Source organism: Actinomadura rubrisoli, from assembly GCF_004349215.1.
Lineage (GTDB): Bacteria > Actinomycetota > Actinomycetes > Streptosporangiales > Streptosporangiaceae > Spirillospora > Spirillospora rubrisoli.
In genome coordinates this window covers 14,484-41,179 of the sequence record NZ_SMKU01000038.1, presented here as the reverse complement: position 1 = coordinate 41,179, position 26,696 = coordinate 14,484, and the positions used below count along the sequence as shown (strand labels likewise).

The 26,696-nt window shown below is 74.9% G+C and carries 5 protein-coding genes; 3 read left to right on the top strand and 2 right to left on the bottom strand.

Going from position 1 to position 26,696, the window contains the following annotated elements:
- Window positions 1-16 precede the first annotated feature (16 nt).
- Genes E1298_RS47990 through E1298_RS10655 form a run of 3 tightly spaced genes read left to right on the top strand, consistent with a single transcriptional unit; the run spans window position 17 to window position 18,244 of the window.
- Complete coding sequence (locus E1298_RS47990; RefSeq protein WP_165975404.1) at window positions 17-15,763, top strand: non-ribosomal peptide synthetase; 15,747 nt, start codon at window positions 17-19, stop codon at window positions 15,761-15,763.
- A 35-nt stretch (window positions 15,764-15,798) separates the two neighbouring features.
- Window positions 15,799-16,995 carry a cytochrome P450 gene (locus tag E1298_RS10660; protein ID WP_131891868.1) on the top strand — a complete coding sequence of 399 codons (1,197 nt, stop codon included), beginning with the start codon at window positions 15,799-15,801 and terminating at the stop codon, window positions 16,993-16,995.
- A 16-nt stretch (window positions 16,996-17,011) separates the two neighbouring features.
- Window positions 17,012-18,244 carry a cytochrome P450 gene (locus E1298_RS10655; RefSeq protein ID WP_131891866.1) on the top strand — a complete coding sequence of 411 codons (1,233 nt, stop codon included), beginning with the start codon at window positions 17,012-17,014 and terminating at the stop codon, window positions 18,242-18,244.
- 102 nt (window positions 18,245-18,346) lie between these two features.
- On the opposite strand, the gene E1298_RS10650 is transcribed toward E1298_RS10655, so the two are convergent.
- Complete coding sequence (locus E1298_RS10650) at window positions 18,347-20,320, bottom strand: alpha-hydroxy-acid oxidizing protein (RefSeq protein ID WP_131891864.1); 1,974 nt, start codon at window positions 20,318-20,320, stop codon at window positions 18,347-18,349.
- Window positions 20,317-26,691 carry a type I polyketide synthase gene (locus E1298_RS10645; protein ID WP_131891862.1) on the bottom strand — a complete coding sequence of 2,125 codons (6,375 nt, stop codon included), beginning with the start codon at window positions 26,689-26,691 and terminating at the stop codon, window positions 20,317-20,319. Before E1298_RS10645 ends, E1298_RS10650 begins: the two co-directional genes overlap by 4 nt.
- Between the last annotated feature and the right edge of the window lie 5 nt (window positions 26,692-26,696).

Below are 26,696 nucleotides of genomic sequence, written 5' to 3'. Positions count from 1 at the left end.
CCACGCGGCGTACGTGATGTACACCTCCGGGTCCACCGGCACGCCGAAGGGCGTGGTCATCACCCACCGCAACGTGGTGAACGGGGTGATCCGGCTCGCCTCCTCGGTGGGGGTGGACGCCGGGACGCGGATGCTCGCGGGCACGTCGGTGAACTTCGACGTGTCGGTGTTCGAGATCTTCACCACGCTGTCGGTGGGCGGCACCGTCGAGCTCTCGCGGGACGTGCTGGAGATCGGCGAGCGCGACGGCTGGTCCGGCGGCGTGATCAGCACCGTGCCGTCGGTGTTCTCCGAGCTGCTGGACCAGGTCTACGGCAAGGTCAGGGCGGACACGGTGGTGTTCGCGGGCGAGGCGCTGCCCGCCTCGCTCGTGCGGCGCGTGCGGGAGGCGATCCCGGGCGTCCGCGTCGTCAACGCCTACGGCCAGACCGAGAGCTTCTACGCCGGTGCCCTCTCGCTGCCCGCCGACCAGGAGTGGACCGGGACGAGCACCGCGCCGATCGGCAACCCGCTGGGCAACATGCGCGCCTACGTCCTCGGCCCCGGGCTCGGGCCCGTCCCGGTCGGCGCGGTCGGCGAGCTGTACGTGGCGGGCAGCGTGGGACGCGGCTACCACGGCCGCCGCGCGCTGACCGCGGAGCGGTTCGTCGCCGACCCGTTCGGCCCGGCCGGTTCCCGGATGTACCGCACCGGCGACCTGGCGCGCTGGAACGCGGACGGTCAGCTGGAGTACGTCGGCCGCGACGACGTGCAGCTCAAGGTGCGCGGTTTCCGCATCGAGCCCGGCGAGATCGAGGCCGTCCTGACCGACCACCCGGGCGTCACCCAGGCGGTCGTGACCACCCAGGACGTCCCCGGCGGCGGGCCGAGGCTGGTCGGCTACGTGGTGCCGGTCGAGGCCGACGAGAGCGGCCTCGGCACCGTCGAGAGCCTGAGCGACCTCAACGTCGACCTGACCCAGAGCGTGTCCGCGCGCGAGCTGCGCCAGTTCGTCTCCGGCCGGCTGCCGGAGTTCATGGTCCCGTCGGTGCTGGTGATGCTCGACCGGCTGCCGCTGACGCCCAACGGCAAGCTCGACCGCGCGGCGCTGCCGGAGCCGGAGTTCACCGGCGGGCGCTACCGGGCGCCCCGGACGGCCGCCGAGGAGGTCCTCGCCGACGTCTACGCCGGGGTGCTCGGCGTGGAGCGCGTCGGCGTCGACGACGACTTCTTCGCGGTCGGCGGCGACAGCATCCGCGCGATCCAGGTGGTCTCCCGCGCCCGGGCGCGCGGCGTCGAGGTCACCCCCCGGCAGATCTTCGAGCGCCGCACGGTCGGCGAGCTGGCCGAGGTCGCGGGCACGAGCGGCGACCTGGCCGCGGGCGCGGCCCTGGCGGAGCTCGCCGGAGGCGGCGTGGGCCGGGCGCCGCTGCTCCCGGTCGGCCGGTTCCTGCTGGAGCACGGCGGCGGCCTCGACCGGTTCTCGATGTCGGCGGTGGTGGACCTGCCGGAGGGCATCGACGGCGCCGGGCTGGCGGCGACCCTCGCCGCGGTCCTGGACCACCACGACGTCCTGCGGTCGCGGCTGGTGCCGGACGACGGCGGGAGCCTGGAGATCGGCCCCGCCGGGTCGGTCGACGCGCCGGCGCTGATCCACCGGGTCGAGTGCGGCGGCGAATGGGACGAGCGGTGGCGCGACCTGGCCGCCGCCGAACTCGACGCGGCCACCGGGCGGCTGGACCCGGCCGCCGGGGTCATGGCGCAGTTCGTCTGGTTCGACCGGGGACCGGACGCGGCGGGACGCCTGCTCCTGGTCCTGCACCACCTCGTGGTCGACGGGGTCTCCTGGCGGATCCTGCTGCCCGACCTCGCCGCCGCCTGGCAGCAGGTGCGCGACGGGGCGGCGCCCGCGCTCGCCCCGGTGGCGACCTCGGCGCGGCGCTGGGCGCACGCCCTGGTGGACGAGGCCGCGTCGCCCGGCCGGGCGGCCGAGCTGGCCATCTGGCGATCGGTGGTCGCCGGACCGGACCCGGTGCTGGGTGCGCGGCCGCTGGACCCGGCCGTGGACGTGATGTCCACCGTGGAGCACGTGTGGGTGGAGCTGCCCGCCGCGGTCACCGAGCCGCTGCTGACCGCGCTGCCCGCGGCGTTCCGCGGCGGCGCCGACGACGGCCTGCTGGCCGCGCTCGCGGTCGCGGTCGCCCAGTGGCGAGGGGGGCGTGGGGTGGCCGAGTCCTCGGTGCTGCTCCGGCTGGAGGGGCACGGCCGCGAGGACGGCATCGTCCCCGGCGCCGACCTCTCCCGCACCGTGGGCTGGTTCACCAGCATGTACCCCGTCCGGCTGGACGTCGCCGGCATCGACCTCGACGAGGCTGGCGCCGGCGGCCCGGCCGCCGGCGAGGTGATCAAGGCCGTCAAGGAGCAACTGCTGGCCGTCCCGGACAAGGGCGTCGGCTACGGCCTGCTGCGCCACCTGAACCCGGAGACCGCCGAGGTGCTGGGCCGGTACCCCGCCGGCCAGATCGCCTTCAACTACCTGGGCCGGTACTCGGCGTCCGACATGCCCGAGCACCTGCGGGGGCTCGGCTGGACCCGCGCCGACGGCACCACCGACCTGATCGCCGAGCCGGACGCGGCGATGCCGGCGATGGCGGCGCTGGAGATCAACGCGCTCGTCACCGACACCGGGCGGGGCCCCGAGCTCCGGGCCCGGTTCGCGTTCCCGGCGGGCGTGCTGGACCGCGCCGGCGTGGAGCGGCTGGCGGAGGAGTGGGCCGCGGCGCTGGAGGCGCTGGCCCAGCACGTCACGCGGCCCGGCGCGGGCGGGCTGACCCCGTCGGACGTGCCGCTCGTCGCGGCGACCCAGGCCGAGATCGACACCTGGGAGCGCCGCTACCTGGACCTGGCCGACGTCTGGCCGCTGACCGCGATGCAGTCCGGGCTGCTGTTCCACGCCATGCTGGCCGGCTCCTCGTTCGACGCCTACCAGATGCAACTGGTGTTCCACCTGTCCGGGCAGGTCGACCCGGACCGGATGCGGGCGGCGGGGCAGGCGCTGCTGAACCGGTACGCCAACCTGCGCGTCGCGTTCGCGACCGACGCCGCCGGGGACCGGGTGCAGATCGTCCCGGGCCGCGCCGGGCTGCCGTGGGCGCTGCGCGACCTGAGCGGCCTGGACGGCGAGGAGCGCGAGCGGGCACTCCAGCGGTTCCTCGCCGAGGACCATGCGACCCACTTCGACCTGGCCAAGCCGCCGCTGCTGCGGATGTCGCTGGTGAAGATGGCCGAGGACCGCTGGGAGCTCGTCTTCACGGCGCACCACGTCCTGTTCGACGGCTGGTCCGTGCCGCTGCTGATGCAGGACCTGCTGCGCCTGTACGGCTCGTCCGGGGACGCGGCGGCGCTGCCGCGGGTGCGCGGCTACCGCGACTTCCTGGAGTGGCTGTCGGAGCAGGACCGCGACGCGGCCGCCCGCGCCTGGGACGCCGAGCTCGCCGGGATCGAGGCGCCCACCCTCGTCGCCCCGGACGGGGTGTCGGAGTCCGACCCGGCCGGCATCGGCCAGCTCGACGTCCCGCTGCCGGCCGGCGCGGCCCGCGAGCTGGGCCGCCGCGCCGCCGAACTGGGCCTCACCCTCAACACCCTGGTGCAGGGCACCTGGGCGATCCTGCTCACCGGGCTCACCGGCCGCCGCGACGTGGTGTTCGGCGCCGCGGTGTCCGGCCGCCCGCCCGCGGTGCCGGGCGTCGACTCGATGGTCGGGCTGTTCATCAACACGCTGCCGGTGCGGGTGGACTGCGACCCTGCCGCCTCGCTGCGCGACCTGCTGACCGGCCTCCAGGACCGGCAGACCGCGCTGCTCGACCACCACCACCACGGGCTGGTCGAGATCCACCAGGCGGCCGGGCTGCCCATCCTGTTCGACACCCTCGTCGGGTTCGAGTCCTTCCCGATCGACCGCGCCGGCCTCACCGAGGCCCACACCGAGGCGGGCATCGAGATCACCGGGCTGAGCCCGCTCAGCGGCGCCCACTACCCGCTGGTCGTGATGGCCTTCGCCGACCCGCACCTGCGGGTGGCCGTCCAGTACCAGCGCCACCTCTACGACCCCGAGGACGTCCAGGCCGTCACCGACCGGTTCGCGCGGATCCTGCGGCTGCTGGTGACCGACCCCGACACGCCGGTCGGAGCGCTGGACCTGCTGGAGCCCGCTCAGCGGACCCAGGTGCTCGACGAGTTCAACGACACGGCCGTGACCGCCCCCGGGCGGACCCTCGCCGACCTCTTCGAGGAGCGGGCCGCCGCCACCCCGGACGCGGTCGCGCTGGCGTTCGGCGGGCAGACGCTCACCTACCGCGAGCTCGACGCCCGCGCCGACCGGCTCGCGCACGTGCTGGCCGCGCGGGGCGTGGCCCAGGACACGGTGGTGGGCCTCGCGCTGGACCGCTCGACGCAGCTGATCGAGGCCATGCTGGCCGTCCTGAAGGCGGGCGGCGCCTACCTGCCGGTCGACCCCGACTACCCCGCCGAGCGCGTCCGGTTCATGCTGGACGACGCCGAGCCCGTGCTGCTGCTGACCGACTCCGGGAACGCGGCGGGCCTGCCCGACAGCGACTGCCCGTACCTCGTCCTGGACGACCCGGCCACCGTCGCCGACGTCGCGGCGGCGCCGGACGGCGCCCTGCCCCGGCCATGGCAGGACCACGTCGACCAGCTGGCGTACGTGATGTACACCTCCGGGTCGACCGGCGTGCCGAAGGGCGTCGGCGTCACCCACCGGGCCGTCACGGGCCTGGCGCTGGACCAGCGCTACCGGAACGGCGCCCACGAGCGGGTGCTGTTCCACTCCCCGCAGTCGTTCGACGCCGCCACCTACGAGCTGTGGGCGCCGCTGCTCGGCGGCGGCCGGCTCGTGGTGGCCCCGCCCGGGCGGATGGACGCCGCCGCGCTCGCCGCGGTGATCGCCGAGCAGGGCGTCACCGCGCTGTGGCTGACCGCCGGGCTGTTCAAGGTGATCGCCGACGAGCACCCGGACTGCTTCGCCGGTGTGCGCGAGGTCTGGACCGGCGGCGACGTGGTGTCCCCGCCGGCGGTCCGCGGCGTGCTGCGCGCCTGCCCCGGCCTGACCGTGGTCGACGGCTACGGGCCGACGGAGACCACGACCTTCGCCACCTGCCACCCGATGCCCTCCGAGGAGCAGGTCGGCGAGTCGATCCCGATCGGCCGTCCGATGGACGGGATGCGGGTGTACGTGCTGGACGCCGCGATGCGGCCGGTGCCGGTCGGGGTGCCCGGCGAGCTGTACATCGCCGGCGTCGGGCTCGCGCGCGGCTACGTGCACCGGGCCGGGCTGACCGCGGAGCGGTTCGTGGCCTGCCCGTTCGGCGCGCCCGGCGAGCGGATGTACCGCACCGGCGACGTGGTGGCCTGGACGCCGGACGGCGCGCTGGCCTTCCAGGGCCGCGTGGACGCCCAGGTCAAGATCCGCGGCTTCCGGATCGAGCCCGGCGAGGTCGAGGCCGCCCTGGTGGCCCACCCCGGCGTCGCGCAGGCCGTGGTCACCTGGAACGACGACCGGTCCGGCGAGCGCCGGCTGGTCGGCTACGTGGTGCCCGGCGCGGCCGGCGCGGACGTCGCCGAGGTCGCCCGCGAGCAGGTCGACGAGTGGGAGCAGATCTACGACCAGGTCTACTCCGGCTCGGACGCCGCGTGGGGCGAGGACTTCGTCGGCTGGAACTCCAGCTACACCGGGCGCCCGATCCCGGCGGCCGAGATGGCCGTGTGGCGGGACGCGGCGGTGGAGCAGATCACCTGCTGGTCGCCGCGCCGCGTCCTGGAGCTGGGCGTGGGCACCGGCCTGCTGCTGTCGCAGGTCGTCGGCGACGTCGAGGAGTACTGGGGCACCGACATGTCCGCCGCCGTCATCGAGCGGCTGCGCGGCCAGGTCGAGCGGGCCGGGTTCGCCGGCCGGGTGCGGCTGCGGCACCAGAACGCCGACGACATGGCGGGCCTGCCGCGCGAGCACTTCGACATCGTGGTGCTGAACTCGGTCGTCCAGTACTTCCCCGACGCCGGCTACCTGGACCGGGTCCTGGCGCAGGCCATGGACCTGCTCGCCCCGGGCGGCCGGATCCTGGTCGGCGACGTCCGCAACGCGGCCTCGCTGCGGCTGTTCCGCGCGGGCGTGCAGCGGGCGACGCAGCCGGACTCCGCGCCGGCCGTGGCGCGGGCCGCGGTCGCCCGCGCGATGCTGATGGAGAAGGAACTGGTCCTCGATCCCGAGTGGTTCACCCGGTGGGCCGAGCGGCACGGCGCGGCCGCCGCCGACATCCGGCTCAAGCCCGGCCGCCCGCACAACGAGCTGACCCGGCACCGCTACGAGGTCGTCCTGCACAAGGCCCCGGTGGACGCGGTCCCGGCCGCCGACGCCCGGACGCTGCGGTGGGGCCGCCAGGTCGACGACCTCGCCGGCCTGGAGCACCTGTGCGGCGGCCCGGACGGCGGCCCGGACCGTACGGCCCGCGTCGTCCGCGTCACCCGGATCCCCAACGCCCGGCTCGCCGGGGAGGTCGCGACCGCCGCCGAGATGGGGGTGATCGAGCCGCCGGTGCCCGCGGGCCCGCCGCTCGACCCGCAGGAACTGGCCGAATGGGCCGCCGAGCGCGGCCGGGGCGCGGTGCTGACCTGGTCGGCCGCGGCGGCCGACTGCTTCGACGCGGTGGTGTTCACCGATGGACCGGCGACCGGCCGGGCGATCTCCGGCGGGTTCGCGCCGTCCGGCCGCGCCGACCGCGCCCTGGCCAACGACCCGGCCGCCGCGGGCCGGATCGGCGTCCTGGTCGGCGACCTGCGCGACCACCTGAAGGAGCGGCTGCCGGACCACCTGGTGCCGTCCTCGGTGGTGGCGATCGCCGAGGTCCCGCTGACCCCGAACGGCAAGCTGGACCAGCGGGCGCTGCCCGCGCCCGACTTCGCCGCCTCCGCCACCGGCCGGGCCCCGCGCACCCCGCGCGAGGAACTGCTGTGCCGGCTGTTCGCCGAGGTGCTGGGCCTGGACCGGGTCGGGATCGACGACGACTTCTTCGCGCTCGGCGGGCACTCGCTGCTGGCCACCCGCCTGGTCAGCAGGCTGCGCACGGCGCTCGGCGCGGAGATCCCCATCCGCCAGGTGTTCACCTCGCCCACCGTCGCCGAGTTGGCCGAGGTCCTGTCCGAGGACACCCGGGCGCGGCCCCCGCTGCGCCGGGCGCAGGAGCGCCCGGAGCGGGTGCCGCTGTCGTTCGCGCAGCGCCGGCTGTGGTTCATCGACCGGTTCGAGGGCCCCTCGGCGATGTACAACGCGCCGTTCCCGCTGCGGCTGACCGGCACGCTGGACGCGGCCGCGCTGGAAGCGGCGGTGCGGGACGTGGTGGCGCGGCACGAGAGCCTGCGGACCCTCATCGCCGAGGACGGCCAGGGCGTCCCGTACCAGCGGATTCTTCCGGCGGACGGCGCGTCCCTGTCCCTGCCCGTGGTGGAGGCCGAGCGCGGCGGCGCCCTGGCCGAGGCCATGGCGCGGGAGGCGGCCCGCCCGTTCGACCTGGCCACCGAGATCCCGGTGCGCGCCGCGCTGTTCCGGTGCGGGCCGCAGGACCACGTCCTGCTGATGACGATCCACCACATCGCCACCGACGGCTCGTCGATGGCGCCGCTCGCCCGGGACCTGGGCACCGCCTACGCCGCCCGCCTGGACGGCGCGGCCCCGCGCTGGCCGGAGCTGCCGGTGCAGTACGTGGACTACACGCTGTGGCAGCGGGAGATGCTCGGCGACGAGTCCGACCCCGGCAGCGTGCTGTCGGCCCAGTCGGCCTACTGGCGGGACGAGCTGGCGGGGGTGCCGCAGCCGCTGCGGCTGCCGACCGACCGTCCCCGCCCGCCGGTGGCCACCCACCACGGCGGCGCGGTGGAGTTCGCCCTGGACCCCGCGGTGATCGCGGCGGTCGAGGAGCTCGCCCGCGCACGCGGCGCGACGGTCTCGATGGTGCTGCAGTCCGCGCTGGCGGTGCTGCTGCACGGGCTCGGCGGCGGCGACGACGTGACGATCGGCGCGCCGATCGCGGGCCGCACCGACGAGGCCCTGGCCGACCTGGTCGGGTTCTTCGTCAACACCTGGGTGCTGCGCGCCGACCTGTCGGGCAACCCCACCTTCGAGGGGCTGCTGGACCAGCTGCGCGCCAGGTCGCTGGCCGCCTACGACAACCAGGACGTGCCGTTCGAGCGCCTGGTGGAGCTGCTGAACCCCGAGCGCTCCACCGCCTACTCGCCGCTGTTCCAGGTGATGTTCGCCTGGCAGAACTTCAGCCGGGAGGACCTCGCCCTGCCCGGGCTGCGGGTGGAGTTCGAGCGGATCGGCACCGAGACCGCCAAGTTCGACCTGTTCTTCAACATGGCCGACCTTCCCGGCATGGGCGTGCTCGGCCTGCTCGAATACGCCACCGACCTGTTCGACCGGGACACCGCGCAGGCCCTCGCCGACCGCTTCGTGCGCGTCGTGGGCCTGCTGGCGGCCGACCCGGCCCAGCGGGTCGGCGCGGTCGAGCTGGTGGAGCCCGCCGAGCGGGAGCTGGTGCTGCGCGGCTTCAACGACACGGCCGCCGAGACGCCCGAGCTGACGATTCCCGCGCTGGTCGGGCGCCAGGTGAAGGCGTCGCCGGACGCGGTCGCGGTCGTGAACGGCGATGTGTCGCTGACCTACCGCGAACTGGACGAGCGCGCGAACCGGCTCGCCGGTGTGCTGGCCGAGCGCGGTGTAGGCCCAGAGACGGTGGTCGGGCTTGCGCTGCCGCGTTCGGCTGACCTTGTCGTCGGGCTGCTGGCGGTCTTGAAGGCGGGTGGTGCGTATCTGCCGATCGACCCCCGGTACCCGAGCCGCCGCCTGGAGTTCATCCTGTCGGACGCCCATCCCCGGCTGCTGCTGACCGACGAGGCCACCGCACCGTCGCTCCCGGACACCGGCGTCCCGCACCTGTACCTCGGCGACGTCGACCTCGACGCCGCCGAGGCGCGGGACCCGGCGACGCGGGCCCTGCCCGACCACGCGGCGTACGTGATGTACACCTCCGGGTCCACCGGCACGCCGAAGGGCGTGGTCATCACCCACCGCAACGTGGTGAACGGGGTGATCCGGCTCGCCTCCTCGGTGGGGGTGGACGCCGGGACGCGGATGCTCGCGGGCACGTCGGTGAACTTCGACGTGTCGGTGTTCGAGACCTTCACCACCCTGTCGGCCGGCGGCACCGTCGTGGTGGCCCGCGACGTGCTGGAGATCGCCGAGCGCAGCGGCTGGTCCGGCGGCGTGATCAGCACCGTGCCGTCGGTGTTCTCCGAGCTGCTGGACCAGGTCTACGGCAAGGTCAGGGCGGACACGGTGGTGTTCGCGGGCGAGGCGCTGCCCGCCTCGCTCGTGCGGCGGGTGCGGGAGGCGATCCCCGGAGCCCGGGTCGTCAACGCCTACGGGCAGACGGAGAGCTTCTACGCGAGCGTCTTCTCACTGCCCGCCGACCAGGAGTGGACCGGGACGAGCACCGCGCCGATCGGCAGGCCGCTGGGCAACATGCGCGCCTACGTCCTGAGCTCCGGTCTGGCGCCCGTCCCGGTCGGCGCCGTGGGAGAGCTGTACGTCGCCGGGAACGTGGCGCGCGGCTACCACGGGCGCGGCACGCTGACCGCCGAGCGGTTCGTGCCCGACCCGTTCGGCCCGGCCGGTTCCCGGATGTACCGCACCGGCGACCTGGCGCGCTGGAACGCGGACGGTCAGCTGGAGTACGTCGGCCGCGGCGACGCCCAGGTCAAGGTCCGGGGCCTGCGCATCGAGCCCGGCGAGATCGAGGCCGTCCTGGCCGACCACCCGGGCGTCACCCAGGCGGTCGTGACCGTCCAGGACGTCCCCGGCAGTAAGAGGCTGGTGGCCTACGTCGTCCCGGACAGCGCGGGCTCGGGCGGGACCGTCGACGACCAGGGCCGCTACAAGGCCGACATGACTGGCGGCGTCACCACGAGCGAGCTCCGCCGCTTCGCCTCGGGGCGGCTGCCCGAGTACATGGTCCCGTCGGTGCTGGTGATGCTGGACCGGCTGCCGCTGGCGCCCAACGGCAAGCTCGACCGCGCCGCCCTCCCCGAGCCCGACGTCACCGGCGGGGTCTACCGGACGCCGCGCACCCGGGAGGAGACCGTCCTCGCCGAGATCTACGCCGAGGTGCTCGGCCTCGACCGGGTCGGCATCGACGACGACTTCTTCGCGGTCGGCGGCGACAGCATCCGCTCCATCCAGATCGTCTCCCGCGCCCGGGCGCGCGGCGTCGAGGTCACCCCGCGCCAGATCTTCGAGCGGCGCACCGTCGCCGAGCTGGCCGAGGTCGCGGTGGGCTCGGCCGGCGGCCGCGCCGTGCTGGCGGAGCTGGAGGGCGGCGGCGTCGGCACGCTCCCGCTGACGCCGGTCGCCAGGCACATGCTCGACCTCGGAGGCGGCTTCGACCGGTTCTCGATGTCGGTGGTCCTGGAACTGCCCGAGGACATCGACCAGGACGGCCTCGCGGCGGTGCTGGGCGCGGTCCTGGACCACCACGACATCCTGCGCTCCCGGCTCGTCCGCGACGGCGAGGGCGCCCTTGAGGTCGGCCCGGCCGGCACGGTCGACGCGGCCACGCTGCTGCACCGCGTCGCCTGCGACGGCACCTGGGACGAGGACTGGAGGACGGCGGCCGCGGCGGAGCTGAACGCCGCGACCGGGCGGCTGGACCCGGCCGCGGGAGTGATGGCGCAGTTCGTCTGGTTCGCCCCCGAGCGGGGCGCCGGCCGCCTGCTGATCGTCCTGCACCACCTGGTGGTCGACGGGGTGTCCTGGCGGATCCTGGTGCCCGACCTCGCCGCGGCCTGGCAGCAGGTCAGAGCGGGACGGGCGCCGGACCTGCCCGCGGTGGGCACCTCCGCGCGCCGCTGGGCGCACGCGCTGCAGGACGAGGCGTCCGAGGCGGACCGCATCGCCGAGCTGGGCCGCTGGATCGAGATCGTGGAGCGCCCCGACCCGGTCCTCGGCTCGCGGGCCCTGGACCCGGCGGTGGACACGGCGTCCACGGTGGACGCCGTGTCGCTGGAGCTGCCCGAGCCGGTCACCGAAGCCCTGCTCACGGCGGTGCCCGCCGCCTTCCACGGCGGCGTCAACGACGGCCTCCTCGCCGGGCTCGCGCTGGCCGTGCGGCGCTGGCGGCGCGACCGCGGCGTCGAGGAGACCTCGGCGCTGATCCGGCTGGAGGGGCACGGCCGCGAGGAGCAGGTCGTCCCCGGCGCCGACCTGTCCCGCACGGTGGGCTGGTTCACCACCATGTTCCCCGTCCGCGTCGACGTCGACGGGTTCGACGTCGACGAGGCGCTCGCGGGCGGCCCGGCCGCCGGCGGCGCGGTCAAGGCGGTCAAGGAGCAGCTGCTGGCCGTCCCCGACAAGGGCATCGGCTTCGGCCTGCTGCGCCACCTCAACCCCGCGACCGCCGCCGAGCTCGACTGGCACCCGGTCCCGCAGATCTCCTTCAACTACCTGGGCCGCATCGGCGCGGGCGACCTGCCGGAGGACCTGCGCGGCGGCGGCTGGACCCTGGCGCCCGACGCGCTCGGCCTGACCGCCGACCTCGACCCGGACATGCCGGCGCTCGGCACACTGGACATCAGCGCGTACGTCACCGACTCGCCGGACGGGCCGCGGCTGAACGCCAGGGTCGCGTTCCCGACAGGCGTGCTCTCCCGCGCCGAGGCACAGGAGCTGGCCGATCTGTGGCGCCAGGCGCTGGAGGGCCTGGCCGGGCACGTCGCCTCCGGCGGCGCCGGCGGCCTGACCCCCTCGGACCTGCCGCTGGTGCCGGTGTCGCAGAGCGACATCGAGGCATGGGAGGAGCGCTACCCGGGCCTGCGCGACGTCTGGTCGCTGACCCCGCTGCAGTTCGGCCTGCTGTTCGAGACGATGCGGCTGGAGGAGGGCGCGTTCGACCCGCACCTGGTGCAGGTCGCCTTCCACGTCCAGGGCCGGGTGGACCCCGACCGGATGCGGGTGGCGGCGCAGGCCCTGCTCGACCGCTACCCGAACCTGCGCGCCGCGTTCACGACCGGCGCGGACGGCGACCTGGTGCAGCTCATCGCCGGCGACGTCGAGGTGCCGTGGCGGGTGGTGGACCTGCGCGACCTCGGCGAGCGGGCCCGCGAGGAGGCCTACGAGCGGATCCTCGCCGAGGACCACTACGCGACCTTCGACCCCGCGAAGCCGCCGCTGCTGCGCGCCAGCCTGGTGCTGACCGGCCCGGAGCGCTCCGAGCTGGTCATGACCGTCCACCACGTCCTGTTCGACGGCTGGTCGTTCCCGCTGCTGGTGCGCGACCTGGTGCGGCTGTACGCGGTCGAGGGCGACGTCACGGCGCTGCCGAAGGCCCCCGAGTACCGGGAGTTCCTGCGCTGGCTCTCCCGGCGGGACGAGGAGGCCGCCGCCCGGGCGTGGGCGAAGGAGCTGGCCGGGGTCGGCGAGCCCACCCTGCTCAGCCCCGGGCCGATGGACGACGTCGAGACCGAGGAGCGCGTCGGGCAGGTCGACGTCCCGCTGCCGCTGGAGGAGGCCGAGGCGCTGCGGCGCCGCGCCGTCGAGCTGGGCGTCTCCATGGGCACCCTGGTCCAGGGCGTCTGGGGCATCATGCTCGGGCAGCTCACGGGGCACCAGGACGTGCTGTTCGGCACCAGCGTCTCCGGCCGCCCGCCGGAGGTGCCCGGCGTCGACGCGATGGTGGGCCTGTTCGTCAACTCCCTGCCCGTCCGGGTGGAGTACGCCCCCGCCGACACGCTCGCCGAGGTGCTCAGGCGGCTCCAGGAGCGGCAGACGGCGCTGCTGGACCACCACCACTACGGGCTGCACCGCATCCAGCGGTCCACCGGCATGTCGACGCTGTTCAACACCATCGTCCTCTTCCAGTCCTTCCCCGTGGACAAGGAGGGCCTGATCGAGGCCAACAGCGCGGCGGGGATCACGGTCGCCGACCTGAGCCCGTCCGCCGGCGCCCCGTACCTGGTCGGGCTGGCCGCCGACGCCGAGCCGCACCTGCGGATGATCCTTCAGTACAACCGGACCGGCATCGGCCGGCGGCAGGTGGAGCTGATCGCGGGCCGGGTCGTGCGGGTGCTGCGGGCGCTGGCCGCCGACCCGGACACCCCGGTCGGCGCGGTGGACGTGCTGGACCCCGCCGAGCGCGAGCGGCTGTTCAGGGTGTTCAACGACACCGCGTCGCCGACCCCGCCGCGGACGGTCCCCGAGCTGTTCGAGCGGCAGGTCAGCGCGGTGCCGGACGCGGACGCGGTGCTCTTCGAGGACCGGTCGGTGACCTACCGCGAGCTGGACGAGCGGTCGAACCGGCTGGCCCGGGCCCTGATCGCGCGCGGCGTCGGGCCGGAGACGGTCGTGGGCGTGGCGCTGCGGCGCTCGCCCGAGTGGTGCGTAACGGTGCTCGCGGTGATGAAGGCGGGCGGCGCCTACCTGCCGCTGGACCCGGCCTACCCGGCCGACCGGCTCGCGTTCATGGTGCGGGACTCGGCGACCCGGCTGATCCTGGTGGACGAGGGGACCGCCGAGCGGCTGCCCGAGCTGCCCGCCGAGACCCTGCGGCTGGACGACCCGGAGTTCGCCTCGGCGGTGGCCGCGGCCGGCCCGGGGCCGCTGACGGACAGGGACCGGCTGGGCGCGCTGCGCGTGGCCAACACCGCGTACGTCATCTACACCTCCGGGTCCACGGGGCAGCCCAAGGGCGTCGTGGTCACCCACACCGGGTTCGCCAACGCGGTCGCGGTGATCGCGGACCTGCTCAAGGTCACCTCCGGGAGCCGGGTGCTCCAGTTCGCCTCCCCGAGCTTCGACGTCTCGGTCGGGGAGATGTGCATGTCCCTGCTCTCCGGGGCCGTGCTGGTGATGGCGGACGCCGACCGGCTCGCCGCCGGGGCCCCGCTCGCCGGCACGGTCGCCGAGTACCGGGTCAGCCACGCGATCCTGCCGCCCGCGCTGCTCCCGGCGATGCCGGAGGGCTCGCTGGAGACCGTCGAGTCGCTGATGGTGGCGGGTGAGGCCGTCTCGCCGGAGCTGGTGGCCACCTGGTCGGCCGGGCGGCGCATGTTCAACGGCTACGGGCCGACGGAGACCACCGTCGGGGTGACCGTGGCCGAGCTCACCGCCGACGGCCGGGTGCCGATCGGGCGGCCCATCCTCAACACCCGCCTGTACGTGCTGGACGCCGCGATGCGGCCGGTGCCCGCCGGGGTGCCCGGCGAGCTGTACATCTCCGGCGCCGGGCTGACCCGCGGCTACCTGCGGCGGCCCGGGCTGACCGGCCAGCGCTTCGTGGCGTGCCCGTTCGGCGCGCCGGGCGAGCGGATGTACCGCACCGGGGACCTGGTGGCCTGGACGCCGGACGGCGAGCTGGAGTTCCACGGCCGGGCCGACACGCAGGTCAAGATCCGCGGGTTCCGCGTGGAGCCGGGCGAGATCGAGGCCGTGCTGAGCGGCCGGCCCGGCGTGGACCAGGCCGCGGTGGTCGTCCGCGCCGGACGGGACGGCGACAACCAGCTCGTCGCCTACGTCGTCCCCGCGAGCGGCCAGGGCCTCGCCGTCGAGGAGCTGCGCCGGCACGTCGCCGAGCGCCTGCCCGACTACATGGTCCCGGCGGCGTTCATGACCCTGGACCGGCTGCCGCTGACCCCGAACGGGAAGGTGGACCGGGACGCGCTGCCCGACCCGGAGTTCACCGGCGCCGCCTACCGGGCGCCGCGCACGGCGCTGGAGCGGACCCTGGCGGCGCTCTACGCCGAGGTCCTCGAACTGGACCAGGTCGGCATCGACGACGGCTTCTTCGACCTGGGCGGGCACTCGCTCCGGATCACCCGGCTGCTCAGCCGGATCCAGGCCGAGCTGGGCGTCCGGGTCCCCATCCGGGCGATGTTCACGGCCACGACGGTCGCGACGCTCGCCGCGTACATGGAGGAGCGGGCCAGCGCAGGCGTCCGCGAGCTCGCCGACCCCTTCGCGACCGTCCTGCCGATGAGGGAGGGCGGCGCCGGGACGCCGGTGTGGTTCATCCATCCGGGAGCCGGGCTGTGCTGGTCGTACCTGGGCTTCGCCCAGCAGCTCGGCGACCGGCCGGTGTACGGGATCCAGGCGCGCGGCTTCGACGGCGCGCCCCCGCCGGAGTCCACCGCCGCGATGCTGGCCGAGTACGTCGAGCAGATCCTCACGGTCCAGCCGGAGGGGCCCTTCCACCTCGTCGGGCACTCCACCGGCGGCACCTACGCCCAGGCCATCGCCGCGGAGCTGCGGGGGAGGGGCTTCGAGGTGCCGGTGCTCGCCCTCCTCGACAGCCCTCCGGCCACGTGGTTCCACAGCCTTGAGGGAGCCCTGAACTACGACGAGGTGCGGCTGTTCTTCGCGAACTACTTCCTCACCTCGGTGGACGAGGGGGAGCGCGAGGCCGTGGTGGAGAACGCGGTCAGCATGTTCCGCGACCGCGCGGAACGGCTCCTGGAGTTCGAGACCCCCGTGTTCGACGGCGACGCCCTGTTCTTCAACGCGACGGAGAACCCGGACGACTCCTACAGCGGCGACTGGGCGCCGTTCATCGGCGGCACCGTCCACGAGCACGACATCCGCACCACGCACACGGACATGATCAAGCCGGGGCCCGACGCGGAGATCTGCCGCGTCATCCGGGGCCATCTCGAAGGAACCGACTCATGACGCCCCGCGTCGGCGAACTACGCATGGGAGAACCGATGATCGACCCCATTGAGCACTGGGACATCCACCCGCAGCACTCCTGGCTGCGGGGCGTCCAGCCCGAGCAGCCGGTCGTCTTCGACGAGGAGGTGGGCATGTGGCACGTCTACGGCTACGCGGAGGCGCTGGCGATCATCAATGATCCGGCCACCTACTCCTCCGGCGTCGCCTCCCGGTTCGCGCCCAAGGAGCAGACGGACATCGCCTTCGACGGCAACCTGTCCCAGGCCGACCCTCCCGAGCACAAGCACCTGCGCAAGCTGGTCAGCCGCACGTTCACCCACAAGATGGTCGCGAACATGGAGTCGCGGATCCACGACCTCACCAACGAGCTGCTCGACGAGGTCTCGGGCGACCGCTTCGACCTGGTGGAGGTGCTGGCGTACCCGCTGCCGGTGATCGTCATCTGCGACCTGCTCGGCCTGCCGCTCAGCGACATGGAGCTGCTCAAGGGCTGGGGGGACCAGAACCTGGAGGCGCGGGGCCAGCTCACCGTGCGCGGGGGCGGGGACGAGTACGAGCGCCGCCTGGACTACCAGGCCGAATCGGCTCTGGAGATGGGCTTCTACCTGCTGGAGCATGTCGGCGACCGGCGGACCACGCCGCGCGACGACCTGCTGACCAAGCTGGTGGAGGCCGATGTCGACGGCCAGCGGCTGACCGACCGGCAGATCGTCAACTTCGCCAACCTGCTCCTGTTCGCCGGGCACATCACCACCACGATGCTGTTGGGCAACACCATCCTGTGCCTGGACACCTTCGCCGAGGCGGACGAGCGGGTGCGCAAGGACCGCTCCCTGGTGCCGACCCTGGTCGAGGAGTCGCTGCGCTACCTGACCCCGCTCGCGGCGAACTACCGGACCACCACCCGCGACGTCGAGCTGGGCGGCAAGCGCATCCGCGAGGGCGAGGTGCTGATGGTGTGGCTCTCGGCGGCCAACCGGGACCCCAGCGCCTTCGACGACCCGCACGCGTTCGACGTGGCACGCGACCCCAACCCGCACCTGGGGTTCGGCCGCGGCATCCACTTCTGCCTGGGCGCCCCGCTGGCCCGCCTTGAGGGGCGCGTGGCGCTGAACATCCTGTTCGACCGCTTCCCCGAGCTGCGCACCGACCCGGAGAAGCCGCCGACGTTCCTCACGCCTCCGGACTTCACCGGCGTGTGGTCCCTCCCGCTCCAAGCAAGCCGATAGGAGGAGAGCGCCGCTCATGGCAGTAGCAGCCGGCACGGAGGCGACGGCGGCGGACCCGGCCGCCCTGGACCTCACCGACCCGCAGACCTTCTTCGACAACGACCCGCACGGGATGTGGCGGCCCTACCGCGAGCACAACCCGCTCTACTGGCACCCGCCGAAGGACGGGGGCCCAGGATTCTGGGTCTTCACCAAGTACGACGACGTCATGGCCGCCTACCGCGACAACAAGCGGTACACCTCCGAGCAGGGCAACGTCCTGGCGACGCTGCTGAAGGGCGAGGACTCCGCCTCCGGGAAGATGCTCGCGGTCACCGACGGGCCCCGGCACCGCGAGGTCCGCAACCTGATGATGAAGTCGTTCTCGCCGCGGGTCCTCGCGCCCGTCGTCGCCAACGTCAAGGAGCGCACCGACCGGCTCGTCGCGCGGGCGGTGGAGAAGGGCGAGCTCGACTTCGTCGCCGACGTCGCCGACCGGATCCCGATCCACACCATCGGCGACCTGATGGGCATCCCGGACGCCGACCGGGAGAACGTGGTGGACTGGAACGCCCAGACGCTGGCCCGGCACAACCCCGAGGACAGCGAGATGGAGTCGGTGGTGGCGCGCAACGAGATCGTGCACTACATCGCCACCCTCGTCGCCGAGCGGCGCAAAGACCCGGGCGACGACGTCCTCAGCACCCTGGCCGGCGCCACCATCGGCGGCGTGCCGCTGTCCGACGACGAGATCGTCCTGCAGTCCTACAGCCTGATCCTGGGCGGCGACGAGTCCAGCCGGGCGTCCGCCGCGGGCACGGTGCTGGCCTTCAGCGAGTACCCGGCGCAGTGGGCGCGGTTGAAGAGCGGCGAGGTGAGCCTGGACAGCGCCGCCGAGGAGCTGCTGCGCTGGACCACGCCCACCATGCACTTCGGCCGGCGCGCCCTGGAGGACGTGGAGGTGCGGGACAAGACGATCAAGAAGGGTGAGATCATCACCCTCTGGAACAGCTCCGCGAACTTCGACGAGGACGTCTTCGACGACCCCTACGCCTTCGACGTGGCGCGCTCGCCCAACAAGCACGTCAGCTTCGGCCACGGGCCGCACTTCTGCCTCGGCGCCTACCTGGGGCGGGTCCACTTGAAGGCCATGCTGGAGGCGCTACGGGAGAAGGTGTCGAGCATCGAGGTGCTCGACGAGCCCACGCGCCTGTTCTCCAACTTCGGCCAGGGCTACAGCAGCATGCGGGCGCGCCTCACGCCCGCCTGACCGCCTCGGCCGCCCGGCCGCCCCGGGCGTCCAACGGCGACGGCCCTCCCGGTCAACGGTGACCGGGAGGGCCGTTCGGCGTTCTCGTCAGCGGCGTTCTCGTCAGTGCTGGTCTCGCGGGACGACCAGCCCGGCGGTGACGTCGGCGGCGGACGCGCACCCGCTGAGGCCCAGGGCCAGGTCGATCTCGGCCAGCAGGCACCGCAGGACGTGCTCGACCCCCTGCCGCCCGTCGAGGGCGAGCCCGTACAGGTAGGGCCTGCCGTACAGGACGGCGTCCGCGCCCAGGGCGAGCGCCTTGACCACGTCCGTGCCGGTGCGGACCCCCGAGTCCATCAGCACGGGGACGCCCTCGCCGACGGCGGCGCGTACCGCGGGCAGGGCGTCCAGCGCGGCGACGCCGCCGTCGAGCTGGCGGCCCCCGTGGTTGGAGACGATCACGCCGTTCGCGCCGTGCTCCAGCGCCAGCCGGGCGTCGTCCGGGTGCAGCAGGCCCTTGACGAGGATGGGCAGGCGGGTGAGCTCGCGCAGCCACGGCAGGCCGGCCCAGGTGAAGGCGGGGTCGGTGGAGACGCTCGCCCACTGCACGACCATCGCCATGGTGTCGGCGTCGGGCGGGAGCGTGGCGAGGAAGGCGGGGTCGCCGGTGAAGTTGGCGATGCCGGTGCCGCGCAGGAACGGCGAGTACGCGGCGTCGAGGTCGGCCGGCCGGTAGCCGAAGTTCGGCGCGTCGACGGTGAGGACCAGCGCCGTGTAGCCGCTCGCCTCGGCCCGGCGCACCAGCGACTCGGCCACCTCGCGCTGCGAGGGCATGTAGAGCTGGAACCAGCGCGGCCCGGGCCCGGCCTCCTTGGCGACGTCCTCCAGGGAGTGGGAGGCGAAGGTGGAAAGGACGAGGGGCACACCCGCGTCGGCGGCGCCCCGGGCGGCTGCCAGCTCGCCCTCGGGGTGCACGACCGTCTGGGCGGCGACCGGCGCCAGCAGCACCGGGGCCGGGAGCCGCTCCCCGAGCAGCGACACCGACAGCTCGCGCGGGCCGGTGCCGCGCAGCATCCGGGGCAGCAGGCGCCACCGGTCGAACGCCTCGCGGTTGGCCCGCCCGGTCGCGCCTGTCCCCGAGTTGCCCGCCGCGTACCCGTAGGCGTCCGGTGCGAGCACCTCGCGCGCCGCGTCCTCCAGGGTCGTCAGGTCGGTGGACAGGCGCGGCTTCCGCCCGCCGAGACCGGCCACGAGGATGTCCCGCACGAGGTCGGCGGGTGCGGGACGGCTCGCCGCCGCGGGCTCATGGCGGCTCGCCGCCCCGGGCTCATGGCGGCTCGCCGCCGCGATGTCCGCCCGGATGTGGCGGACGAGGACCGGCACGGCGCCGTCGGGCTGCTCGACCAGGGAGAAGTGGCCGCCGGACAGCATCTCGACGCCCTGGTCGCGCGTGGTGTGCCGGGACCAGTCCCGCATCTGCTCCAGGGTGTTCTTCGGGTCGGCGTCCGCGAGAAGCACCGTGATGGGCACCGCCACCGCCGCCTCGTTGCGGCCGAGGTAGCGGCGCAGCGCCCGGTGGTCGGCGCGCAGCACGCGCAGGATCTCGCGGACGGACTCGGGGTCGCGCAGCAGCGGCTCGGGGACGCCCCCGAGGCGCCGCAGCTCGGACAGGACCTGCTCGTCGGCGAGCGCGTCCACGTCCGGCTCCTGCCAGTCCTGCGACGGCGGCCGGGCGGCCGAGACGAACACCCTGGCCACGGCCCCCCGTTCTGCCAGGAGCCGGGCCGTCTCGAACGCCACGAGAGCGCCCATGCTGTGGCCGAGGAGGAACAGCGGGCGGTCGCCGTATGCGGCCAGCGCCTCCGCCGTCCCTGCGGCCAGCGCCTCGATCTCCCCGGCGCAGGGTTCGGCGTGCCGGTCCTGCCTGCCCGGGTACTGGACGGCGAGCAGCTCGACATCGGCGGGCAGCGCGGCCGACAGCCCGGCGAACGCCTTGGCGGCGCCCCCCGCGTGCGGGAAGCACACGAGGCGGGCGGCGCCGCTCTCCTTGGGATGGAAGGAGCGGATCCACGCGGACGCGCTCTTGGTATCGGTCATGCCCACGTCTCGTCCTCCGTTGTAGAGCCCAGGTCGGCCAGCAGTTCGCGCAGGCGGTCGGTCACGGTGTCGCGCTGGGCGTCGCTGATCGGGGTGCTCGCGACGGCCGCTTCGAGCCTGCCGAGGTCGGCGAGCAGGCCCGCCGCGCCGGACCCGTCCGCGTCGGCGTCCGGCAGCTGCTCCCGCAGATGGCCGGCCAGCTCGGCGGGCGTCGCCCAGTCGTAGATGAAGGTGGCGGGCAGCCGGACGCCGGTCGCCTTGGCGATGCGGTTGCGCAGCTCCACGGCGGTCAGCGAGTCGAACCCGATCTGGTCGAAGGCCGAGTCCGGGGCGATCGCCGCGCCGGAGGCGTGGCCGAGGGCGGCCGCCACCTCGTGGAGCACGGTGTCCAGGAGCCGGTCGCCGGTCAGGGACTCGCTCGGCGCCGGGACGGCGGCCGGTTCGGGCGCGGCCACGGGCGCGGCGGCGGGCACCAGGTTCGCGAAGAGCGGCGGGAGGGACCCGTCGGCGCCGCGAGCGCGCAGGTTGTCCGGATCCCATTGGACGGCCACGGCCACCGGCCTGTCGCGGCGTACCGCGGCGTCCAGCAGGTCCAGGCCACGTTCCGGGGTGAGCGGCCGGACGCCCATGCGCGCCATGCGGGCGAGGTCCGCGTCCGCGAGCCCGGCTCCCATGCCGCCGGTCCCCTCCCACAGGCCCCACACGACCGAGACACCGGGCCGTCCCGTCGAGCGCCGGTACTCCATCAGGCCGTCGACGAAGGCGTTGCCGGCCGCGTAGGCGGCCTGCCCTGCGGAGCCTGCCGTCCCGGCCAGCGAGGAGTAGACGACGAACGCCGACAGGTCGAGGGGCCCGGTGAGCTCGTGCAGGTTGAGCACCGCGTCGATCTTGGGCCGCAGCACCCGGTCGAGCCTCTCGGGCGTCAGGGACGCCAGGACGCCGTCGTCCAGGACGCCCGCCGCGTGGACGACGCCGCCGACGCGCACGCCGTCCCGGGCGAGGCCGTCCAGCGCGGCGGCCAGCGCGTCCCGGTCGGCGGCGTCGCAGGCCGCGACGCGGACGTCGGCGCCCAGGCCGCGCAGCCCGGTGATGTCGCGCTCCGCGTCCGCGCCGGGAGCGCCCCGGCCCATCAGGACGAGCCGCCGCACGCCGTGCCGGGACACCAGGTGCCGGGCGGTGAGCCGGCCGAGCCACCCCAGCCCCCCGGTGATCAGGACGGCCCGGGCGGTGTCCCACGGCGCGTCGCCGTCCGGGAGGTCCAGGACGACCTTGCCGATGTGCCGGGCCTCGCCCAGGTACCGGAACGCGTCGGGGGCGCGGCGGACGTCCCACGCCGAGACCGGCGGCGGCTGGAGCGCGCCCTGCTCGAACCACTCCAGCAGGGCGACCAGGATCTCCTGGATGCGGTCGTAGCCGGGGTCGCGCATGTCGTAGGCGCGGTAGGCGACGCCGGAGTGCCGCGCCGCCACCTCGCCCGGGTCGCGCGGGTCGGTCTTGCCCATCTCCAGGAACCGGCCGCCGCGCGGCAGCAGGCGCAGGGACGCGTCGGTGAACTCCCCGGCGAGGGAGTTGAGGACGACGTCGACGCCCGCGCCCCCGGTGGTGTCGAGGAAGCGGCGCTCGAAGTCGAGGGTCCGGGACCCGGCGATGCGCTCGTCCGCGAGCCCGGCGGCCCGCAGCGCGTCCCACTTGGCGGGGCTGGCCGTGGCGTACACCTCGGCGCCCAGATGGCGGGCGATCTGGATCGCGGCGGTGCCGACGCCGCCGGTGCCCGCGTGCACGAGCACCGATTCTCCGGCGCGCAGGCCCGCCAGGTCGAGGAGCCCGTAGTAGGCGGTCACGTAGGTCACCGGGATCGCGGCGGCCTGCCGGAACGTCCAGCCCTCGGGGACCCGGCACACCAGCCTGCGGTCGGTCACCGAGATCGGCCCGATGCCCTGGAAGAGGCCCATCACGCGGTCGCCGGGCCGCAGGTCGGTGACCCCGGGCCCGGTCTCCAGCACGATCCCGGCGCCCTCGCCGCCCTGCCCGGGGTCGGAGGCGTTCGGGTCGGCCGAGGGCGGGATGACGCCCAGCGCGAGCAGGACGTCGCGGAAGTTCAGCCCGGCCGCCCGCATCCGGATCCGGACCTGGCCGGCCTCCAGCGGGCGGCCCGCCTCCGGCCACGGCTCCATCGACAGGTCCGCGAAGGAGCCCTTGGCGACGAAGTCGAGGTGCCAGTGCGGAGCCCCGGCGGGCGGCCGCAGCGACCCGTCGGGCACGGAGGCCGAGAGGCGGGGGCGGTACGCGGCGCCGCCGCGCAGGGCCAGCTGGGGCTCGCCGCCGGCCACCGCGGCCGGCAGCGCGTCCCGCGAGCCGGGCGTGCCGTCCTCGTCGAGCAGGACGAACCGGCCCGGGTGCTCGGCCTGGGCGGAGCGGAGCAGGCCCCACGCGGCGCGCTGGGCCGGCGCGCCCGTGTGCTGCTCGCCGTCCACCACGACGGCTCCCCGGGTGAGCAGCACGAGCGGGGTGGAGGCCAGCCGCTCGTCGCCGAGGACGAACTGGGCGGCCTCCAGGACGCGGTGCAGGGCCTCGCGCACGGCGCCGGCGTCGTCCCCGGGCGGCGCGCAGGGCAGGACGATCACCTGGGGCGCGGCCGTGTCGGCCAGGGCGGCGAGGTCGGCCAGGTCGTGGCAGACGCTCGCGGCGGGCAGCGCGTCACGAAGGTCGTGCTGGTAGAGCACGGCCCACCGGCCGGTCACCGGTCCGGCGGGCAGCGCGGGCACCGGTTCCCAGGACGGCAGGAGCAGGCCGTCGCGCTCCTCGCCGGGGGCGCCCGCCGGAACCGGCCGCAGGGCCAGCGACCCGATCGAGGCGATCGGGGCGCCGGTGGCGTCGGCCACGTCGATGGCGACGGCGTCGGTTCCGGCCGGCGCCAGCCTGACCCGCACCGGCCCGCCCGCGACCGCGTGGACACGCACCTGCGACCAGGCGTACGGGAGCATCCTGCCGCCGGTTCCCGCGATCAGGCCGCCGGCGGCGATCGGGTGCAGCGCCGCGTCGAGCAGCGCCGGGTGCACCGGCTCGATGCCGGGGCCCGGCTCCACCTCGGCGAAGACCTCCTGCCCGCGCCGCCACGTCCGCTGGACGGCGCGGAACGCCGGGCCGTAGGCGAGCCCCTTGTCCGCGAGGGCGGCGTAGAGGTCGGCGGGCGCCATGCCGAGGGGTTCGGCGTCCCGAGGGGGCCAGGCCGTCAGGTCGGCCGCCTGGCCGGGCCCGTCCGGGGCGATGGTGCCGTGGGCGTTGCGCGTCCAGGTCCGCGTCTCGGTTCCGTCCTGCGGGCTGGAGCGGACGGTCACGGCGCGGCGGCCGCGCGCGTCGGCGGCCGCGACGGCGACCTGCACGCGGACCGCCGCGTCGTCCGGCACCACCAGCGGCGCCTCCATGACGAGCTCCTCGACCAGGCCGCAACCGGCTTCGCGGCCCGCGCGCGCCGCCAGGTCGAGCAGGACGGTGCCGGGCACCAGCACGTCGCCCGCCACCCGGTGGTCGCCCAGCCACGGGTGCGTCGCCAGGGAGAGGGTCTCCGACAGCGCCGGCCCTTCCCCGGGCGCCTCCATCCAGTAGCGGCGCTGCTGGAACGCGTACGTCGGCAGCTCGACGCGGCGGGCGCCCTGCCCCGCGAACAACGCGGCCCGGTCCAGGTCGCCGCCGCAGGCGTGCAGCCGGGAGACGGCGGTCAGCACCGCCCGCGGCTCCGGTGCGCGCCGCCGCAGCAGGGGGATCAGCTGCCGGTCCCGCCCCTGTCCGGCGCCGCCCGCGAGGCAGTCGCCGGCCATCGCGGTGAGGTCGCCGGACGGGCCCAGCTCCAGGAAGCGGGTGCAGCCCAGCTCTGCCAGGCCGCGGACCCCGTCCTGGAACAGGACCGCCTGCCGCGCGTGCCGGACCCAGTAGCCGGGGTCGGCCAGCTCACCCGGCTCCACGGGACGGCCCGTCAGGTCCGAGACGACGGTGAGCCGCGGCTCCCGGTAGGTGAGGCGCGCGGCGACCGCCCGGAACTCCTCCAGGGCCGGTTCCATCAGCGGCGAGTGGAAGGCGTGGCTGACCCGCAGCCACGTGGTCTTGCCGCCCCCCGCCTCGAAGTCCGCCACCGCGGCCGTGAGGGCCTCGCGGTCGCCGGACAGGACGACCGCGGAGGGGCCGTTGACGGCGGCGACGGAGATCCGGTCCTCGTACCCGGCGAGCAGCCCGGCGGCCTCCTCCTCGGAGGCACGCAGCGCCACCATCGCGCCGCCGGGCGGCAGCTTCTGCATGATCCTGCCGCGCGCCGCGGCCAGCTCGGCGGCCTCCTCCAGCGTGAGGACGCCCGCGACGTGGACGGCCGCGACGGCCCCGACCGAGTGCCCGAGGACGGCGTCGGGGCGGATGCCCCAGGAGTCCAGGAGGCGGTACAGGGCGACCTCGCAGGCGAACAGCGCCGGCTGGGTGTACTCGGTCCGGTTCAGCAGCCCGGCGTCCGGGGAGTCCTCGCCGGTGAAGACCACCTCGCGCAGCGGGCGGTCCAGATGGGGGTCCACCGCGGCGCACGCGGCGTCGAACGCCTCCGCGTAGGCGGGGAACGCCTGGTAGAGCTCCCAGCCCATGCGGGGGCGCTGGGAGCCCTGCCCGGCGAACAGGAACGCGGTCCTGCCCTCGGCGGCCGTCCCGCGGATGACCTCGGGGCCCGGGGCGCCGTCGGCCAGCGCGCGGAGCCCGTCGAGGAGCCCGTCGCGGGTCTCGGCGAGCAGCACCGCGCGGTGCGGCAGGTGCTCGCGGGCGGTGGCCAGGGAGAACCCGATGTCGGTCAGGCCGGCGGGCTCCGCGGCCGGGTCGGCGGCCAGGTGCCGGTGGAGGCGGTCGGCCTGGGCGAGCAGCGCCTGCTCGCCGTTCGCGGACACCATGCACGCGACGGCCGGGAGCGGGGCCCGCCGCCCATCGGTGCCCGCGGCGGGCGCGGGCTCCTCGGGGGCCTGCTCCAGGATGATGTGGGCGTTGGTGCCGCTGATACCGAACGAGGACACGGCGGCCCGTCGCGGGCCGTCGTGCTCGGGCCACGGGATCGTCTCGGTCAGCAGCGCCAAGGTGCCGTCCGACCAGTCCACGTGCGGGGTGGCCTCGTCCGCGTGCAGGGTCCGGGGCAGGAGCCCCTCCCGCAGGGCCATCGTCATCTTGATGATGCCGCCGACCCCCGCGGCCGCCTGGGTGTGCCCGACGTTCGATTTCAGCGAGCCCAGGTAGAGCGGGCGGTCCGCCGTGCGGGCCCGGCCGTAGGTGGCGAGCAGCGAGTGGGCCTCGATCGGGTCGCCCAGCGACGTGCCCGTGCCGTGCGCCTCCACCGCCTCCACCTCGGCGGCGGTGAGCCCGGCGTCCGCCAGCGCCGCGGTGATCAGCTTCTCCTGGGACGGGCCGTTGGGCGAGGTCAGGCCGTTGCTGGCGCCGTCCTGGTTGACGGCGGAGCCGCGGACCACGGCCAGCACCGGGTGCCCGAGGCGGCGGGCGTCGGAGAGCCGCTCGACGAGCACCAGCCCGGCGCCCTCGCCCCAGCCGGTGCCGTCCGCGGACGCCGAGAACGCCTTGCAGCGGCCGTCCGGCGCCAGCCCGCGCTGCCTGCTGAACTCCACGAACGGCATCGGTGTCGCCATGACCGTCGCGCCGCCGACCAGGGCCATCGAGCACTCGCCCCGCCGCAGCGACGCGCACGCGAGGTGCAGCGCCACCAGCGAGGACGAGCACGCCGTGTCCACGGTGAGGGCGGGGCCCTGGAGACCGAGGGTGTAGGCGATGCGCCCGGACGCCACGCTGGCCGAGCCCCCGGTGGTCAGGTACCCCTCGAACTCCGGCGGGGTGGGGGAGACGCTGTACATGTAGTCGCCGTACATCGTGCCCACGAAGACGCCGGTGTCGCTGCCGCGCAGCGTCCCCGGGGGGATGCCGGCGTTCTCCAGGGCCTCCCAGGCGGTCTCAAGGAGCAGCCGCTGCTGGGGGTCCATCGCCTGCGCCTCGCGCGGTGAGACGCCGAAGAACTCCGCGTCGAACCGGGTGGCCTCGTGCAGGAAGCCGCCCTCCTTGACGTAGGAGGTGTGCGGCTTCTCCGGATCCGGGTCGTACAGGGCCGCCAGGTCCCAGCCGCGGTCGGAGGGGAACGGGCCGACCGCGTCCACCTCGTCGACGACCAGCCGCCACAGGTCCTGCGGGGACCGGGCCCCGCCGGGGTAGCGGCAGGCCATCCCGACGATCGCGATCGGTTCGCCCGCGCGCTCGGTGAGGTGGTCGTTCGCGGTCTTGAGCCGCTGGTTCTCCTTCAGCGCGGCCCGCAACGCCTCGACGACTTGCTCGGGTGAAGTGGACGCCATCGTGC